Source organism: Nonomuraea spiralis (assembly GCF_014648435.1).
Lineage (GTDB): Bacteria > Actinomycetota > Actinomycetes > Streptosporangiales > Streptosporangiaceae > Nonomuraea > Nonomuraea spiralis.
In genome coordinates, this window is sequence record NZ_BMRC01000026.1 from 72,666 (window position 1) to 88,830 (window position 16,165).

The following is a 16,165-nucleotide window of genomic DNA, read 5'->3' on the forward strand; positions in this document are numbered from 1 at the left end:
CTCAGGATGTAAGCCAGCCCGGTGTGATCATCCCGGCCTCGTAGGCGATGATCACGAGCTGGGCCCTGTCGCGCACGCCGAGCTTGGTCATGATGCGGCTGACGTGCGTCTTCGCCGTGGCGGGGCTGAGCACGAGCCGGGCGGCGATCTCGTCGTTGGACAGCCCGGCCGCCACCAGGCCCATGACCTCGCGTTCGCGTTCGGTGAGCGCGTTGAGCTCGGGGCCCGGCTCCGGACGCTTGACCCGGCCGGCGAACTCCGCGATCAGCCGCCGCGTCACCGAGGGCGAGATCAGCGCGTCGCCCCTGGACACGACCCGGACCGCGTGGATCAGCTCGGCCGGCTCGGTGTCCTTGACCAGGAACCCGCCCGCGCCGGCGCGCAGCGCGCCGTAGACGTAGTCGTCGAGGTCGAAGGTGGTCAGGATGATGACCTTGACGCCGTCGAGCCGCGGGTCGCCCGCGATGCGCCGGGTGGCCTCCAGGCCGTCGAGCTCGGGCATGCGGATATCCATGAGCACGACGTCGGGCCGGTGCTCGTGGGCTCCAGCCACGGCCGCCGCGCCGGTGGCGGCCTCGCCGACGACCTCGATGTCGTCCTCGTCGGAGAGGATCGACCGGAACCCGGCTCGTACCAGGGTCTGGTCGTCGGCGAGCAGTACGCGGATCATCGTGCTCCGTTCAGTGGCAGGCGGGCGACGACGCGGAAGCCGCCCTCGGGGCGCGGGCCCGCCTCCAGGTCGCCGCCGAGCGCGGTGGCGCGCTCGCGCATGCCCTGGAGGCCGAAACCGCTGCCATCGGTGTACGTGGCGCCCGGGCCGTCATCATCAACCCGGATCATGATATTTCCGGATGAGTTGCTGACCGTGAGCCTGGCCTTCTTCGTACCGGAATGGCGGGCGACGTTCGTCAGCGACTCCCTGATGATGCGGGCGGCGGCCAGGTCGACCTCGGTCGGCAGGGCGTCGAGCGGCCCGGACAGGTCGGTGGCCACCTCCAGCCCCGACGTCGCCACCAGCTCCGGCATCCGCGCCAGGCTGCCCGCGGGCGCGGTCGGCGCGTCCTCGTCCACCTGGCGCAGCACGCCGAGCGTGGTACGCAGCTCGCGCAGCGTCTCCTTGCTGGTCTCCTTGATCGTCCGCAGCGCGGCCTCGGCCTTCTCCGGACGCTTGGCGAGCCCGTGCAGCGCGGCCGACGCCTGCACGTTGATCATGGAGATGTTGTGCCCGAGCACGTCGTGCAGCTCCCTGGCGATGCGCAGCCGCTCCTCGCTCTCGCGCCGCCTGGCTTCCTCCTCCTTGGAGTGCTCGGCGTCCAGTGCGCGCTGCTGCGCCTCCAGCAGGTACGCCCGCCGGTTCCTGGTGACCCCGCCGAACGCGATCGCCGCCACCACCCAGCCGGTGATCGCGCCGAACATGCTGTCGTCCACGTGCCGGACCCCGCGGGCCTCGCCGAATCCCATGGCAAGCAACACCGCGGCCCCGGTCGCGATGGCGGCGACCAGCCTGCCCTGGTCCGCGGCGGTGTAGAGGGCCACCAACACCAGGACGATCAGGGGCCCGTCAAGCCGGGCGAACGGGTAGTAGACCGACACCGACACGACGACCACGATCAGCGACGCGACCGGGAGGCGCCGCCGCAACATCAGCGCGCCGCACGAGACGACCGGCAGCACCACGTCGAGCACGTTGGGGGTCCGGCCACTGGTGAACGCGGCGACCAGCGTGCCGGCCAGCACCACGGCGACCACCACGAGTGACACCGTGGTGCTCGCCGACAACCTGCGCATGTGCTCCATTCTGTATGGTCACGCGGCTGATGGGGTAGTTGGTCGGGATGAGTACAAAGGATGAGCTCCGGCAGGTCGAAGCGGACCTGGACCGGCTGAAGGCGGAGAACCAGGAGGTGCGCGACCAGGTGGGCGACATGGGCGCGACCGACCAGATCGAGATCGCGGCCATGATCGCCCAGGCCGACGAGCAGTCCGAGCTGATCGCCGAGCTCGAACGGCGCCGTGCCGATCTGGAGAGACGGGTCAAGGAAGAGGGGTGAGGCTCAGCGGCGCAGCGCCGCGCCCACCTCGTGCAGGTGGCGCAGGGCCTGGCCGTAGGAGTCGAAGAGCCCGGTCTGCAGGTAGCTGACGCCGACCTCGGCGCAGTAACGCTCGACGATGGGCTGCGCCTTGCGCAGGTTGGGCGCGGGCATGTTCGGGAACAGGTGGTGCTCGATCTGGTAGTTGAGCTGGCCGAGCGCCACGTCGGTGAACAGGCCGCCTCTGACGTTGCGGGAGGTCAGCACCTGCTTGCGGAGGAAGTCCAGCTTGTCGTTCTTGGTCAGGACGGGCATGCCCTTGTGGTTGGGCGCGAACGTCGACCCCAGGTAGAGGCCGAACAGCCCCTGATGGACGATCAGGAACACCAGGGCCTTGCCGAACGGCAGCACGGTGAAGACCGCGCCGAAGTAGAGCACGACGTGCCCGGTCAGCAGCACCAGCTCCATCCACGGCCGCTTGGTCGCGGGCGCGAGCAGCGCCTTGAAGCTGGCCACGTGCAGGTGCCAGGCCTCCAGGGTGAGCAGCGGGAAGAACCAGAACGCCTGGTGCCTGGCGAGGAAGCGGGGCAGGCCGCTGCTGCGCGCCACCTGGTCGGTCGACCAGACGATGACCGCGGGCGAGACGTCGGGGTCGTGGTCCTCGTGGTTGGGGTTGGCGTGGTGGCGGTTGTGCTTGCTGGTCCACCATCCCCAGCCCAGGCCGATGCCGAGGTTGCCCAAAAGCAGCCCGGTCACGTCGCTCGGCCGCCGCGTCCTGAACACCTGCCGGTGGCCCAGGTCGTGGGAGACGAAGCCGATCTGCGCGAAGACCACGGCCAGCGCCACCGCGACGAGGAGTTGCCACCACGAGTCGCCCACCCAGGCGAACAGCGCCCAGCAACCGAGGTACGCGACGACGACGATGCTGAGCCGCACCGCGTAATAAACGGGACGCCGGTCGAGGAGACCGGCGTCCGAGATTCGGCGGGCTAGTCGGGCGAAGTCACTGCCCCGGGTGTCGACCACACTTGGATTGGCCACAGATCTCCTCACATTGCGGTGAAAGTTGCCACAACCCTGGCGTATCCGCCGCGAAACCGGAAGGTGTTCTGTGCTCATCCGGACTGCCGCGAACCAGGGGTTTCGTCGTCGGTTCCGCGGCCCCTTCCCCGACCTTACGTGCGGTGACGGGATGCCGTGCGCAGGACGCTCTCAGGCGAGCAGTCCGAGCGCGTGTCGCTCCGGGGACGGCAGCGCGGCTCCCCTGGTCAGGGCGTCGTGGAAGGCGTCCGGGCCGAGCGCGGACCGGCACCGCCCGTCCAGCGCGGCCAGCAGGGGATCGGCGGAGTCGCCGACGCCGCGCAGCGCGCGGGCCGCGCCGAGCAGTTCGGCCGCCGCCCGGGGCCGCAGGTGCTCGGCCACGCCTTCGAGCACGGTCGCGCGGGCCGTCCGGTCACCGCAGGTCTCCATCAGCTCCAGTGCCGCGCGCAGCGGCGGCCCCGGCTCCGCCACACGGGCCAGCTCGACGTGCATGAACGCCCTGAACTGCACGGGCCCCTCCCCGCTGCCGAGCGACAGCGCCCGGTCGAGCAGCCGGGCCGCCCCCGCCCTGTCGCCGGTACGCCGGGCCAGCTCGGCACGGGCGTGCAGGACCCTGGCCTGGGTCACGGCGTCGTCGGCCCGCAGCGCCGACGACCACGCCTCCTCCAGCGTGGCCGCGGCCCCCTCGTGGTCGCCCGCCCGCGCCCTGAGCTGGCCCAGCCGCAGCAGGAACGTCATCGGGCCGAGCGGCGCGTCCAGCCCCGACAACTCGGCGGCCAGGCGTCCGGGCTCCTCGGCCAGGGCGAGCGCGGCGGCGAAGTCGCCCCGGTTCTCGGCGACCAGCGAGAGCCAGTAGAGCGTGGCCCACTGGCCCCAGCGGTCGCCGGTGCGGCGGAACCCGTCGAGCGCCGGGCCGAGCAGGTCCTCGGCACCGGCCACCGCGCCGTACTCGAACCGGACGATGCCGCCGACCAGCAGCGCGGCCGAGCGCGTCCACGGGTCGGGGGAGTCGCGCAGGCGTTCGACGGTGTGCTCGGTGAGCTCGACGACGTCGCCGGGCGGGCGTTGCGCGCCGCTCATGGCCCAGAAGTTGAGCGCGGCCGGATGGTCGGAGTCGAGCACGGCCGGGGACGGCTCGCCGCCCGTGAGCACCCGGCACAGCCCGTGCGCCAGCTCGCGGCCCGGCGGGGGCACCTCGCCGGTACGGCGCAACACGGCCGCCGCCTGCTCGCTCATCTCCCGCCGCCGCCCGCGCATGATCCACGGCCAGAACCGGGGCAGCACCAGCCTGAGCGGGTCGTCGGAGTGACGCAGGGCGGCGTCGAGGTTGTCCTGCTCGGCGTCCAGCACCTCCAGCCACGCGAGCTGCTCGCCCGTACGCAGGTGGGGCTCGGCGGTCTCGGCCAGCCGCGTGTAGTAGCCGGCGTGGGCCTGCCTGAGGGCGGGCAGGTCGGCGGCGGCGTACTGCCTGATGGTGGCCAGCATCACGTAGCGGTCGCCGGAGACGGAGATGAGCGACTTGTCCACGAGCGAGGCGAGATCGTCAGGGTCGCCGCCGCAGATCTCCGCGACGGCCTCGTACGTCGCGCCGCCGGAGAAGACCGTCAGCCCGCGCAGCAGCTCGCGCTCGCGCGCCGACAACAGGTTCCAGCTCCAGTCGATGACGTCGCGCAGCGTGCGGTGACGCGGCTCCGACGTACGGCCCCCGCGGAAGGCCAGCCGGTCGCCGAGCTGCCGGACCAGTACGGACACCGGCATCGTACGCAGCCGGGCGGCGGCCAGCTCGATCGCCAGCGGGATGCCGTCGAGCTCGCGGCAGATGCGCGCCGCGTCCGCCTCGCCCAGCCCAAGCCCCGGCCTGGCCGCCGCGGCCCGCTCCCTGAGCAGCTCGACGGCCTCGGGCAGCGGCCGCACCGGGTGCAGCGTCTCGCCGGGGACGTCGAGCGGCTCCCTGCTGGTGGCCAGGACGCGCAGCCCGGAGACCTCCGACAGCAGCCACCGCGCGACCACGGCGGCCTCCTCGACGACGTGCTCGCAGTTGTCCAGGACGATGAGGGGCGAGGTGCCGCGCAGCGCACGTACCACGTCGGTCGTTCTCAGCACGCTCTCGACGGCCGCCCGCACCCCGGCGGCGGAGGCCAGCTCGACCAGCCACACTCCGTCCGGCACGTCGAGCGCCGACGCCGCCTCCAGGGCCAGGCGGGTCTTGCCCACGCCGCCGGGGCCGACGAGCGTGACCAGCCGCGCGTCCTGGCCGCCCAGCAGCTCCCGGAGCCTTGCGACGTCGCCGGAACGGCCGACGAAGCTCGTGAGCCGGGCGGGCAGGTTGCCCCGCGGCGCGGGAGCGGGCTCCCGCACCGCCGCCAGATGGGCTTCGCGCAGCTCGGGGCCGGGATCGACGCCCAGTTCCGCGGCGAGATCGGCCCTGATGCGCTCGAAGACCTCCAGCGCCTCGCCCCGCCGCCCACGCGCCACCAGCGCCCGCATGAGCAGGGCATGGAACGGCTCCCGCAGCCGATGCGCCGCGACCAGCCCCTCCAACTCGGCCACCAGCCCCGGCCCGCCGCCCTCGTCCCCTGACACGCCCCCTTGCTCGGCCGCCAGGTCGGCGGCGATCGCGGTGGCGAGGGCCGTGAGGCGCAGTTCCTCCAGCCGGGCCGCGGGCGCGGCGGCGAACTGAAGACCGGCCGCGTCCGCCAGCGCGGGCCCGCGCCAGAGCGCCAGAGCGCCGCGCGGGTCACCGGCCCGTACCAGCCGCTCGAACGCCCACGAGTCCACCTCGGCGGGCGGCACGTCCAGCAGGTAGCCCGCGGGGTGGGAGGAGATCAGCCCGGGGGCCTCCCGGCGGGCCCGCGACACCAGGGACTGCAACGCGGCCGTCGGATGCGCGGGCGGCTCGCCGGGCCACAGGTCGTCGATCAGCCGGTCGGCCGTCACCACCCGGCCGGGGTCGAGCGCCAGCCGCACGAACAGGGCGCGTACGCGGGCGCCGCCGATCTCGGCCCCAGCCACCTGGAGCGGCCCCAGAACCCCGATCCGCATGCCCCTACCGTACGCACCGTACGGACCGGGCAGCGCCCGGCGTCACGGGCAGCGTACGATCATGCCCGCGTACGACAGGTTCCCGCCGAAACCGAACAACAACATCGGCGCGCCCTTCGCCACCTCACCCCGTTCGAGCAGCTTCGACAGGGCGAGCGGCACGCTGGCGGCCGAGGTGTTCCCCGACTCCACCACGTCCCGCGCGACGATCGCGTTGACCGCGCCGAGCCTTCGGGCGACGGGCTCGACGATGCGCAGGTTCGCCTGGTGCAGCACCACGGCGGCCAGCTCCTCCGGTCGGACCCCGCCGCGCTCGCACACCTGCCGCGCGATGCCGGGAAGCCGCGTCGTGGCCCAGCGGTAGACGGTCTGCCCGTCCTGCGCGAACCGGGCGGGTTCGCCCTCGATCCGTACCGCGTCCCCCAGCTCGGGCGCCGAACCCCAGAGGACGGGACCGATCTCCGCCTCGGCGGCGGCGCCGACCACGGCCGCGCCCGCGCCGTCGCCGGTCAGGACGCAGGTGGTCCGGTCGGTCCAGTCGGTGACGGCCGTCATCCGGTCCGCGCCCACGACCAGGGCGTTCGTGGCGGCGCCGGCCCGGATGGCGTGGTCGGCCAGCGCCAGCGCGTGGGTGAAGCCGGAGCAGGAGACGCCGACGTCCATCAGGGCGCCGCCGGGCACGCCCAGCCGGGCGGCGACGCGGGAGGCGACGTTCGGCGCGCGTTCGGTCTGCGTGCAGGTGGCGACGAGGACGAGGTCGACGGCGGCCGGGTCGAGGCCGCTCGCGGCGAGGGCCTTGGCGGCGGCGTGCGTGGCCAGGTCGGTCACGCTCTCGTCGGGACCGGCCACGTGCCTGGTACGGATCCCGACCCGCTGTCTGATCCATTCGTCGCTGGTGTCCACCATGGCGGCCAGCTCGTCGTTGGTCAGGATCGTGGCGGGCTGGTGGTGACCGGTGGCGAGGATGCGGGATCCGTTCATGCGGCCGGACTATAGCAACCGAACGTTCGGACGCTAAAGTGCCCGCATGCGCAAGTCCGCCGCCGAAGCACTCGGCACCCGTACGGCGATCCTGGAGCGCTCGGTCGCCATCGCCTCCGCCGAAGGGCTCGAAGGGCTGACCATCGGCCGGCTGGCCTTCGAGCTGGAGATGAGCAAGTCCGGCGTGATCGGGCACTTCGGGACGAAGGAGGCGTTGCAGCTCGCCGTACTCGGGCGGGCGGGGGAGATCTTCCGCGCCGAGGTCTGGGCGCCCGCGATCCCCGCCGAGCCGGGCCTGCCCAGGCTGCGCGTGCTCTGCGAGGCGTGGATCTCCTACCTCGAACGCGAGGTCTTCCCGGGCGGCTGCTTCTTCGTGGCCGCCTCCCACGAGTTCGACGGGCGCGCGGGAGCCGTCCGGGACGCGGTCGTGTCGCTGTTCGACGCCTGGCGCGGGCGGCTGCGCAAGGAGGCGGGCCGCGCGGCGGACGCGGGCGACCTGCCGCCCGGCACCGACCCCGACCAGCTCGTGTTCGAGCTACTCGGGCTGCTCATGGCGACGAACCACGCCATCCAGCTCCATCGCGACCCGATGGCCCCGGAACGGGCGCGGCGGGCCGTACGGGCCCGGCTGGGCGGCTGAGCGCGCGCGGGCTAGCTCGCCGCGAGGCGGTCGAACAGGTCGAGCGCCGCCTGCCGCACCTCCGCCGGGGACAACCCGTCAAGGGCCTGGCGCGCGTCGGCGATGTCACGCGTCGTGGCCAGCGTGATCGCCACGGACGAGGCCGCGGCACGGTCGATCGATCCCGTCGGGGCGGCGTCGGCCAGCTGCTGGGCGCTCGCGGCTAGGTCGAGGTTGTCTCTCAACGGATCTCCTCGGATGATGTCTGCTCCGTCCATTCCATCACTTTGCGTCGTCCCACATCCATCATTCGTTGAATTCGGGACGTTACGCCCGTAGCGGGTCGTGTCCGACGGACATCAGCTCGCGCCGCGAGTCGTCGTCCGTACGGTCGCCCATGGTCTCGACCAGTTCGATCACCTGGCGCATCACGTCCAGGTCGGTCTTGGTCAGGTCGCCTTTCCGCTTGCTCAGGACGTGCAGCACGCCCCGGCCCAGCTCGTCGATGCCCATGTCGGGGTCGGGCGGGAAGCCCTCCTCGTCCGAGGCCTCGGCCAGCAGGTAGCCGCGCAGCTCCTCGGAGTTCATGTTGACCGCGCGATGGAACTCGTTCCAGAGCGCGTTCGTGTCGAAACCCTCAGTCATATGGGCCGCTTACCCGCCCGGACCTCGCGTTACGCCCCGGGAACGGTCAGCCCCGACTCGTACGCCGCGATCACCGCCTGCACCCGGTCCCGCAGGCCCATTTTGCTCAGCACATTGCTGACGTGCGTCTTCACGGTGTGCTCGCTGACCACCATGGCCTCGGCGATCTCCGCGTTGGACAGCCCGCGCGCGATCAGCTGCAGCGTCTCGCGTTCGCGGGCGGTCAGCGACTCCAGCGTCCGGGCCGGGGCGCCCGCCGCCACGGGCCTGGAGGTGAACTCGGCGATCAGCCTCCTGGTCACGGTCGGAGCCAGCAGCGACTCGCCCGCGGCCACCACGCGCACCGCGCTCACCAGGTCGTCCCGTCGCACGTCCTTCAGCAGGAACCCGCTCGCGCCCGCCCGCAGCGCGTCGAACACGTAGTCGTCCAGGTCGAACGTGGTCAGCATCAGCACCCGGCAGCCGGTCTCGGCGCACACGATCCTGGCCGCCTCGATGCCGTCCATCCTGGGCATGCGGATGTCGAGCAGCAGCACGTCGGGCTCATGGGCCCGTACGGCGGCGACGGCCTCGACCCCGTCGCTCGCCTCGGCCACCACGGAGATGTCGGGCTGGGCGTCGAGGATCATCGCGAACCCGCCCCTGACCAGCTCCTGGTCGTCGGCCACCACGACGCGCACGCTCATCGGCCGGCCCCCAGCGGCAGCCGCGCCGACACCGCGAAGCCGGGGCCGTCCGTGCGCGGGCCGGCGGTCGCGCTGCCGCCGCACGCGGCGGCGCGCTCGCGCACGCCGATCAGCCCGTTGCCGCCCGAGGGCAGCGCCCGGCCGCCGCCGCGGCCGTTGTCCGTGACGTCGATCATCAGGTGGTCGTCCTCCCAGGTGAGCCGGATCTCGGCGTGGTCGGCGCCGGAGTGCTTGACGATGTTGGTGAGTGCTTCCTGCGTGATGCGGTAGGCGGCCACCGCGCTGTCGGGGCCGATCGGGCGCGGCTCGCCCGACTCGGCGAACCGCACGTCGAGGCCCGTTCCGGCCACCTGACCGGCCAGCGCGGGCAGGTCCGCGAGGGTCGGCTGCGGCGCCCGCGGCGCCTCCGGCTCATCCTCCTTCAGTACGCCGAGCATGCGGCGGAGCTGCACCATCGCGTCGCGTCCCGCGGCGGCGATGGCGTCGAAGGCGGCCTCGGCCCTGGCCGGGTTGCTGCGTACGACGACGGGCCCCGCCTCGGCCTGGACCACCATGAGACTCACCGCGTGGGCCAGGATGTCGTGCATGTCCCGGGCGATCCTGGCCCGCTCGCGTTCGGCCGCGCGCTCGGCTTCCAACTGACGCTCCTTCTCCAGCCGGGCCGCCCGCTCGGCCAGTTCGGCGGCGTGGGCGCGGGACGTGGCCGCGGCCCTGCCGATGGCGTACGCGGCGGTGAACAGGGCGACCCCGCGCATCGCGGTCTCCCACGACCCTACGGAGGCCAGGCCGCCGACGAGGGTCGCGACGAGCATGATGATCCGGGGCAGGCGGGGGCTGCAGGCCGCGACCGTGTAGAACGCGACGAGGGCGCCGTACCAGATGGGCTGGCGGGCGACGTTGTCGGACAGGTCGTAGAGCGCGCCCACGAGCAGGCTGATGATCAGCACCGTCACCGGCCACCTGCGCCGCCAGACGATGGGGACCGAGGCGCCGATCGCGACGACGTACCCCCACCAGTCCCACCTGCCGCCGTACGAGTCGAGGCTCGACACCAGCGGCCAGACCTGGACGATGGCGACCAACAGGGCGAGCGCCCCGTCCACCCAGAGGTGGGGGAGCGCTCGGAGCCTGCGACGAAGTAGGTCGATAAGCGTCAGATCGGACACAGGGTCCCATTGTTCCTCACGCATGGACGAGCGTGTGCCGGGCACCGGACTGGGCCTGGCGGCGGGCCAGCGGCCAGAACGCCACCAGCATGATGACGGCGCCGACCGGGATCAGGTCCAGGCTGACGAGGGGGACGACGACGTTGAGCAGGACGAGGACCGGCATCCAGGGCTTGACCTGCCGGCGGACGGCGAGGTGGATCACCAGGGAGAGCTGGGCCAGGTAGAACAGGGCCGGGCCGACGGAGTAGACGACCGGCGACACTCCCGGGACCGCTTGGATCTGCTCCCACAACACTGACATCGCGTCGTGGTCGGCGGACATGAACCCTACGACGATGTCGATCGCGAACTGGGCGAACGCGCACACGATGCCGACCAGTCCGATCACGAGACTGGTGGTGGCGATGCGGTTGCGGTCGAGCATCCGCCACATATCCCGAAATATCACGACGAACAAGATGAGAGCGGCTGAAAAGGCAAGGTGGCCGGTTGTCCAGGCCAGTCCGGGCCCGCGGGTTCCGTCGAAGCCGTCGGCGATCCGGATGAGGCCGTACGCCAGGACGAGCAGCGGGGCGGCGATGAAAGCGCTGCGGGTGTTCATCGGGGGTTCTCCTCAGTGGGTGGGGCGATGCACTTATCCTGCGGTTTTCCGCTCCGGATGTGATCGCCGTGCCGAGCGATCCTCCGCCTCGCTCTCAAGAGGGATGCCGCTCACTCCCTGGGGCGGCCCCGGCCGGTAATCCTTGACAATTGAACTTGTCGGTGAAACCCTCAGCCGCACTACAGCCCGAGGCCGTGACAGGGAGACAGGCATGCCGCACGAGTTCGAGATCCGCCACGAGATCCCGCTGGACGCCGCTCCGGACGTGGTCTGGCGGGCCATCGCGGAGGGGCCGGGCATCGACTCGTGGTTCATGGGCCGTACCGAACTCGAACCGCGCGTGGGCGGCGCGGGCACGCAGACCTTCGGCACCGACGAGGCCACCGAGTCGGTGGTGACCGCCTGGGAGCCCGGCAGACGCCTGGCCCACCGAGGCGTGGAGAACCCCGACGGCACCTTCATGGCCTTCGAGTACCTCCTGGAAGGCCGCGGCTCGGCCGGCACGGTGCTCCGCTTCGTCCACAGCGGCTTCCTCGGCGACGACTGGGAGTCCGAGTACGACGACCTCCAGCGCGGCGACCTCCAGTACCTGTACAAGCTGGCCGTCTACCTCAAGCACTTCCCCGGCAGGATCTCCGCCCACAACCTGTTCCTGGTCGCCCCGAACGCGACGGAGGAACGTTTCTGGGCCGCGCTCGGCGGCGCGCTCGGCCTCGCCGGACGGCCGGTGGCGGGGGAGAAGGTGACGGTCGCGATCGCGGGGCGCGAGCCGGAGCCCGGGGTCGTGGAGTGGGTGACGGACCCCGGCACGTTCGTGGCCGTCCGCACGGACGACGGCCTCTACATGTTCATCCAGGCCCGCGGCGCGGCGGTGGTGGAACATCACGCGTACACGCCGGTGGACGGCGCCGCCCTGGAGGCGGCCTGGAGCGACTGGCTCGCCCTCGCCTTCGCCTGACCCCGCCGCCTTCCCGGCCGTGCCGTTCAGGCGATGCCGGCGGCGAGCTTGGCGACGGCGTCCTCGACGCGCCGCCGCCTGGTCTCCGGCTTCTTCGCGCCCTCGACCAGCAGCACGTACCGCCGCTTGCGTGAGTACGACAGCCCGTCGAAGAACGTCCGGGCGGCCGGGACCAGGTCGAGCGCCTCGGCCAGGTCGGTGGGCACCGTGACCTCCCGGGGCGCGGTGTCCGGCTCGACCTCGACCGCCACCGTGTCTCCGGCCGCCACCCCCGCCTCCTCTCGGTTGGCCGCGCTGAGCGGGATCATGAACCGCCCGTCCATGGGCGCGATGGTGCTGCGGTAGGTGAAGCCGTTCAGGGTGACGGTCACGGCCGGCCGCCGCCCGGCGCCCAGCCCCTCGACCACCTCGGACGGGACCTCCATGCCTGTGGCGGTCTTGCCGTGCAGTTGGATCGTGCAGGTGAACCTCATGCGAAGAACTCCTTCAGTACCGGCGCCAGGGCCTCGGGCTTGACGATGTGGGTCTGTCCGTCGAGCGTGCGGTAGCCGGCCCCGGGCAGGGCCTTCGCCAGCGCGCCGACGGAGTTGCGCATCCACTGCGGGCTCTTGCCGCCGTCGATGACGAGCGCCGGAACGGTCACCGCCGCCCACTCGCCCTCCGGGTACGGCTCGCCCCGCTGGTAGGGGGCGACCAGCGCGGTGTCGTACGGCAGGGTGTGGGCTACGGCCTTGAGCCTGCCCCAGGCGGGCATGAACCGCATCATCGCCACCACGATCGCCGGCAGGTTGACGCCCTCGCGCATGAACAGCCTGACCGCCTCGGCCCGGCGGTCGCCGGCCGCCAGGGCGCCGAGCCGCCGGACGTAGTCGTCGCCGAGCGCCGGGCGGGTGGAGTCCACCACGAACGGCGGCTCGTACAGGGCCAGCCGTTCGACGGGCAGGCCGTTCGCGACCGCGGCCAGGGCCAGGGCGGCGCCGGAGGAGGTGCCGTACAGGCGGACCCGGCCGCCGGCCTCCTCGGCGAGCGCGGCCAGGTCCTCGATCTCCCGCTCCGGCGCGTACGGCGTGGTGTCGCCGCTCTCGCCCCGCCCTCGCCGGTCGTAGGTGTAGACCGTGAAGTCGGGGGCCAGTGCCGTGGCGAGGTCGCCGTTGATGCTGGAGCCCCGGAAGCTGAGCGCGCCGTCCACGAGGATGACCGCCGGGCCCTGGCCTGCGCGTTCGTATGCGATGGGGGTGCCGTCCGCGGATTTGATCATGTTGCTCATGGTGTCCTCCGTTTCGTGATGCCCACCGTATCTGCCGAAAAAAAAATTTGTCAAGGATTATCTTGGGTGGGGATGTACTCATGCGTGCACCTTCGCGCTCTTACCGGGTGGAGTCGTCCCGAGCGCGGGGGACGCTGGGACGGCTCCCGTGTCGCGTGCCGCGATGAGGAGGGGACGGCACGTGCCGTGGACGAGGACGCGCGGTCTGCCAGCCGCCCGCCCGATCCCCGGCACGTGCCGTAAACACGCCCCCGCCCCCGCGCCACCCCGGGCACCCCCGCCCGCGCCGCACCCCCCGCCCGCGCCGGACCGGCACCCCGCCCGGAGCCCGACGGGACACCGTGGATGGGCCCGACGTCACCGAGGCGGCCCGCGCTACGCGGAGACGTCCCTCAACTGCCCGCGCCAGGCCGAGAAGACGTCCCTCACGTGCCCGCGCCAGGCCATGCCGGGCCGAGAAGACGTCCCTCGCGTGTCCGCTGTTACGCCGCCCGCCCGGCGGTCGCCGGGCGCGTCACGCTCCGAACCGGGGCCCCCCACGCCTCAAGCCACCGGAGGAGTGACCGTTCAGGCCGCGTGCCAGGGGCGGGTGGGCTCGGTCTGCTTGGCGGCGTCCGAGACCCGCACCGCGAACGTCGGACGCTCGGCTCCGGGCACCGGCCCGAGGTAGGCGTGGCCGGTCAGGTGGCACCAGGCGGGCAGGTCGACGGGCGCGGCCGGGTCGGTGGCGATCAGGTGGATCACGGCGCCGGGACCGGCGCGCAGCACGTGCCCGCGCAGCTCGATGAGCAGTTGGACGCACATCTTGTCGCCGCCGTCGATCACGAGATCAGGTTCGGGCATGCGTATAGGAAACCACGCACCGCCTCGGGGGACGCCGGGCGGTCCTGGCCGCCGAACGGTAACGGCCCGGACACAACGGGCGGATTATCCCATTACAGGGACCATAATCCTGTTCAAGTGTCGGGGGAGGCGGTGATGAGATGGCTGGGTTCGCCGAGATCGCCGAAGAGGCCAAGCTAGCAGAAGGTTCCGGGAACGACCCCGGGCGCGGCCTCGGAGGGCGCGGCGTCACGTTCGCGCGGATCGCGGCCGTCGTCATGGCGGTGGCGTCCCCGGTTCTCACGATCGCCGCGCTGCTCCTCTACGCCCACCTGCCGGAGGCGTGGACACCCGACAGGACCGCCACGCCCCAGACGGCCGCCGCCCTCACCTTCCCCGCGGTCGGCGCGTTCCTGATCTTCCACCGGCCCCGGCTGAACATGGCCTGGCTGATGGTCGTGGGCGGGATCGCCGCCGCGGTCAGCGACCTGTCGAGCGCGCTGATGTTCCGCCTGGCCGCCGACGGCGACCTGGCGACGGCCGGGTTCATGCGCTACCCCACGCAGGTCGGGTGGGCGGTGTGCGGCCTGGCGCTCACCATGTTGCTGCCGCTCTACTCGCCCGACGGCCGGCTGCCCTCGCCGCGCTGGCGGTGGGTGTTGCTGCTGGGCGCGTCCTCGCTCGGGCTCGACCTGCTCCGTGCGGTGCTCCGGCCCACCCCGCCGCCCGGGAGCTACCCGTATCCGGCCGTCATTCCCAACCCGCTCCAGGTCCGCGCGCTCGGGCCGTACCTGGAAGGCGTCTCCACGGTCGCCTGGACCGGCATCTACGTCTCCATGGCGCTCACGGCGCTCTCCCTGGCGCTGCGGCTGCGGCGGGCCGACCCGGTCGGCAGGCGGCAGATCGGGTGGCCGCTGTTCGCGTTCGCGGGTTATGTCGTGTTCCTGATCATGTCCGCGTTCCTGCCCGGGTTCCTGTGGCCGAGCGTGGTGTGGGCGGCGCTCATCCCGGTCGCCGTCGCGTTCTCGGTGACGCGCTACCGGCTCTACGGCATCGACACGGTGATCAGCCGGGCCTTCGTCGCGGCCGGGCTCGTGGCCGTGGTGAGCGCGGTCTACTTCGGCGCGGGCGCGCTGTCCAGCCTCGTCGTCTCCGGCTACGACGAGATCGCCGGCATCGCCGCCGCGCTGTTCGCCGGCGCGTTCTTCCAGCCACTGCGGCGCGTGTTGCAACGCGCCGTCGACCACCTCCTGTACGGCAGCGTCGGCGACCCCTCCGTGCTGGCCGAACGCCTGACCCAGGCCGTCCGGCGCGGTGACCCGGCCAAGGCGCTGACCTCGGTGGTGAGCGTGCTGCGCGACGGGCTGGCGGTCGAGGGCGTGGCCGTCGAGGTCGCCGACGGCGAGCCGCGCTACGTCGAGAGCGGCCGCGTGGGCCCCGACCCCCGCGAGGTGCCGCTGGTGTGGCACGGCGAGCTCGTCGGCCGCCTGTTCGTCGGCCCGCCCGGCCCGCGCCGCTTCCCGGCCGCGCACAACGAGCGCGTGCTCACCACGCTCACGCCGTACGCCGCCGACGTCGCGCACGCCGTACGCATGGCCGCCGACCTCCAGCGCTCCCGGGAACGCATCCTGACGGCGCGTGAGGAGGAACGCCGCCGCCTGCGCCGCGACCTGCACGACGGGCTCGGCCAGACCCTCTCGGCGATGGCCATGACCATCAACCTGGCCAGGATGAGCCTGAAGAAGTCCCCCGACGCCGCCGACGAACTGCTGCGCGAGCTGCACACCGGCATGGGCGCCGTCACCGACGACATCCGCGAGCTGGTGTACGGCCTGCGCCCGCCCGCGCTCGACGACCTCGGCCTGGCCCGCGCCGTACGGGAGCTGGCCGGGCAGTCCTCCCCGGACACCGAGATCGAGGTGGAGGTCGAGGGCGGCCTGACCGACCTGCCCGCCGCCGTCGAGGTGGCCGTCTACCGGATCGTCCAGGAGGCGCTGACCAACATCCGGCGGCACGCCAGGGCCTCCCGCGCCCGGATCGTGCTCCAGCGGGACTCGATGCTGCGCGTGCTGGTCGCCGACGACGGACGGGGGTTGCCGGCGACGTACAGCGCGGGCGTGGGCCTCGGCTCCATGCGCGAACGGGCGGCCGAGCTCGGCGGCATCTGCGTCGTCAACAGCGAGCCGGGCGGCGGGACGCGCGTCGAGGTCATGCTCCCCCTGAGCCCCGCCGCCGGCCTGGACACGGCAGCCCCCCTGGACCGGGCCGGCTCCGGACCCCGCCCGCACTAGGGCTACCTCCAGG

Annotated in this window: 17 protein-coding genes; 4 read left to right on the top strand and 13 right to left on the bottom strand. The window is 72.6% G+C overall.

The genetic code is table 11. The annotated features are described in order from the left end of the window. Position 1 precedes the first annotated feature (1 nt). Together IEZ27_RS41615 and IEZ27_RS41620 are read right to left on the bottom strand one after the other, a co-directional pair. Positions 2–670: a response regulator transcription factor gene (locus IEZ27_RS41615; protein WP_125647586.1), complete on the bottom strand. Its 669-nt coding sequence runs from the start codon at positions 668–670 to the stop codon at positions 2–4. Next, complete coding sequence (locus tag IEZ27_RS41620) at positions 667–1,788, bottom strand: sensor histidine kinase (protein ID WP_229824810.1); 1,122 nt, start codon at positions 1,786–1,788, stop codon at positions 667–669. The genes IEZ27_RS41615 and IEZ27_RS41620 overlap by 4 nt, the downstream gene beginning before the upstream one ends. A gap of 47 nt (positions 1,789–1,835) precedes the next feature. On the opposite strand from IEZ27_RS41620, the gene IEZ27_RS41625 reads away from it, so the two are divergent. Beyond that, positions 1,836–2,051, top strand: coding sequence for a hypothetical protein (locus tag IEZ27_RS41625; RefSeq protein WP_189652298.1), 216 nt, complete (start codon positions 1,836–1,838; stop codon positions 2,049–2,051). Positions 2,052–2,054: 3 nt separating this feature from the next. On the opposite strand, the gene IEZ27_RS41630 is transcribed toward IEZ27_RS41625, so the two are convergent. The 3 genes from IEZ27_RS41630 to IEZ27_RS41640 form a co-directional block, all read right to left on the bottom strand. Then, positions 2,055–3,071, bottom strand: coding sequence for a fatty acid desaturase family protein (locus IEZ27_RS41630; protein WP_229824811.1), 1,017 nt, complete (start codon positions 3,069–3,071; stop codon positions 2,055–2,057). A gap of 171 nt (positions 3,072–3,242) precedes the next feature. After that, complete coding sequence (locus IEZ27_RS41635) at positions 3,243–6,113, bottom strand: BTAD domain-containing putative transcriptional regulator (RefSeq protein ID WP_189652300.1); 2,871 nt, start codon at positions 6,111–6,113, stop codon at positions 3,243–3,245. Between the two features lie 42 nt (positions 6,114–6,155). Continuing rightward, positions 6,156–7,094 (bottom strand): beta-ketoacyl-ACP synthase III, encoded by a 939-nt coding sequence (locus tag IEZ27_RS41640; RefSeq protein WP_189652301.1) that lies wholly within the window; start codon positions 7,092–7,094, stop codon positions 6,156–6,158. Between the two features lie 46 nt (positions 7,095–7,140). Here IEZ27_RS41640 and IEZ27_RS41645 point away from each other — a divergent pair, with 46 nt between their 5' ends. Then, on the top strand, positions 7,141–7,734 hold the full coding sequence (locus IEZ27_RS41645; protein ID WP_125647603.1) for a TetR/AcrR family transcriptional regulator: 594 nt from the start codon (positions 7,141–7,143) through the stop codon (positions 7,732–7,734). A gap of 11 nt (positions 7,735–7,745) precedes the next feature. Here IEZ27_RS41645 and IEZ27_RS41650 read toward each other — a convergent pair whose 3' ends face one another. From IEZ27_RS41650 to IEZ27_RS41670, 5 genes are all read right to left on the bottom strand, one after another. Continuing rightward, positions 7,746–7,958, bottom strand: coding sequence for a hypothetical protein (locus IEZ27_RS41650; RefSeq protein WP_125647606.1), 213 nt, complete (start codon positions 7,956–7,958; stop codon positions 7,746–7,748). 82 nt (positions 7,959–8,040) lie between these two features. Next, entirely contained in the window at positions 8,041–8,358 is a 318-nt protein-coding gene (locus IEZ27_RS41655) for a DUF3140 domain-containing protein (RefSeq protein WP_189652302.1), read from the bottom strand. Between the two features lie 29 nt (positions 8,359–8,387). Continuing rightward, positions 8,388–9,044 (bottom strand): response regulator, encoded by a 657-nt coding sequence (locus tag IEZ27_RS41660; protein ID WP_189652303.1) that lies wholly within the window; start codon positions 9,042–9,044, stop codon positions 8,388–8,390. Next, positions 9,041–10,210 carry a sensor histidine kinase gene (locus IEZ27_RS41665; protein ID WP_229824812.1) on the bottom strand — a complete coding sequence of 390 codons (1,170 nt, stop codon included), beginning with the start codon at positions 10,208–10,210 and terminating at the stop codon, positions 9,041–9,043. The genes IEZ27_RS41660 and IEZ27_RS41665 overlap by 4 nt, the downstream gene beginning before the upstream one ends. Before the next feature lie 16 nt (positions 10,211–10,226). Further along, a complete protein-coding gene (locus IEZ27_RS41670) occupies positions 10,227–10,814 on the bottom strand; it encodes a hypothetical protein (RefSeq protein WP_189652305.1) in 588 nt (195 codons plus the stop codon). 211 nt (positions 10,815–11,025) lie between these two features. Between IEZ27_RS41670 and IEZ27_RS41675 the strand changes: the two genes are divergently transcribed. Continuing rightward, positions 11,026–11,772, top strand: coding sequence for an SRPBCC family protein (locus tag IEZ27_RS41675; protein WP_189652306.1), 747 nt, complete (start codon positions 11,026–11,028; stop codon positions 11,770–11,772). Between the two features lie 26 nt (positions 11,773–11,798). Here the strand turns inward: IEZ27_RS41675 and IEZ27_RS41680 are convergent, their stop codons facing one another. The 3 genes from IEZ27_RS41680 to IEZ27_RS41690 form a co-directional block, all read right to left on the bottom strand. Continuing rightward, the gene (locus IEZ27_RS41680; RefSeq protein WP_189652307.1) at positions 11,799–12,245 is read right to left on the bottom strand and encodes a YdeI/OmpD-associated family protein; all 447 of its coding nucleotides are present in this window, start codon (positions 12,243–12,245) and stop codon (positions 11,799–11,801) included. Beyond that, positions 12,242–13,039 carry an alpha/beta fold hydrolase gene (locus IEZ27_RS41685; protein ID WP_189652308.1) on the bottom strand — a complete coding sequence of 266 codons (798 nt, stop codon included), beginning with the start codon at positions 13,037–13,039 and terminating at the stop codon, positions 12,242–12,244. Before IEZ27_RS41685 ends, IEZ27_RS41680 begins: the two co-directional genes overlap by 4 nt. 567 nt (positions 13,040–13,606) lie before the next feature. Then, positions 13,607–13,882, bottom strand: a complete 276-nt coding sequence (locus IEZ27_RS41690) for a sulfurtransferase TusA family protein (protein WP_189652309.1) — start codon at positions 13,880–13,882, stop codon at positions 13,607–13,609. A gap of 140 nt (positions 13,883–14,022) precedes the next feature. On the opposite strand from IEZ27_RS41690, the gene IEZ27_RS41695 reads away from it, so the two are divergent. Next, positions 14,023–16,152 (top strand): sensor histidine kinase, encoded by a 2,130-nt coding sequence (locus IEZ27_RS41695; protein WP_189652310.1) that lies wholly within the window; start codon positions 14,023–14,025, stop codon positions 16,150–16,152. Positions 16,153–16,165: the final 13 nt, after the last annotated feature.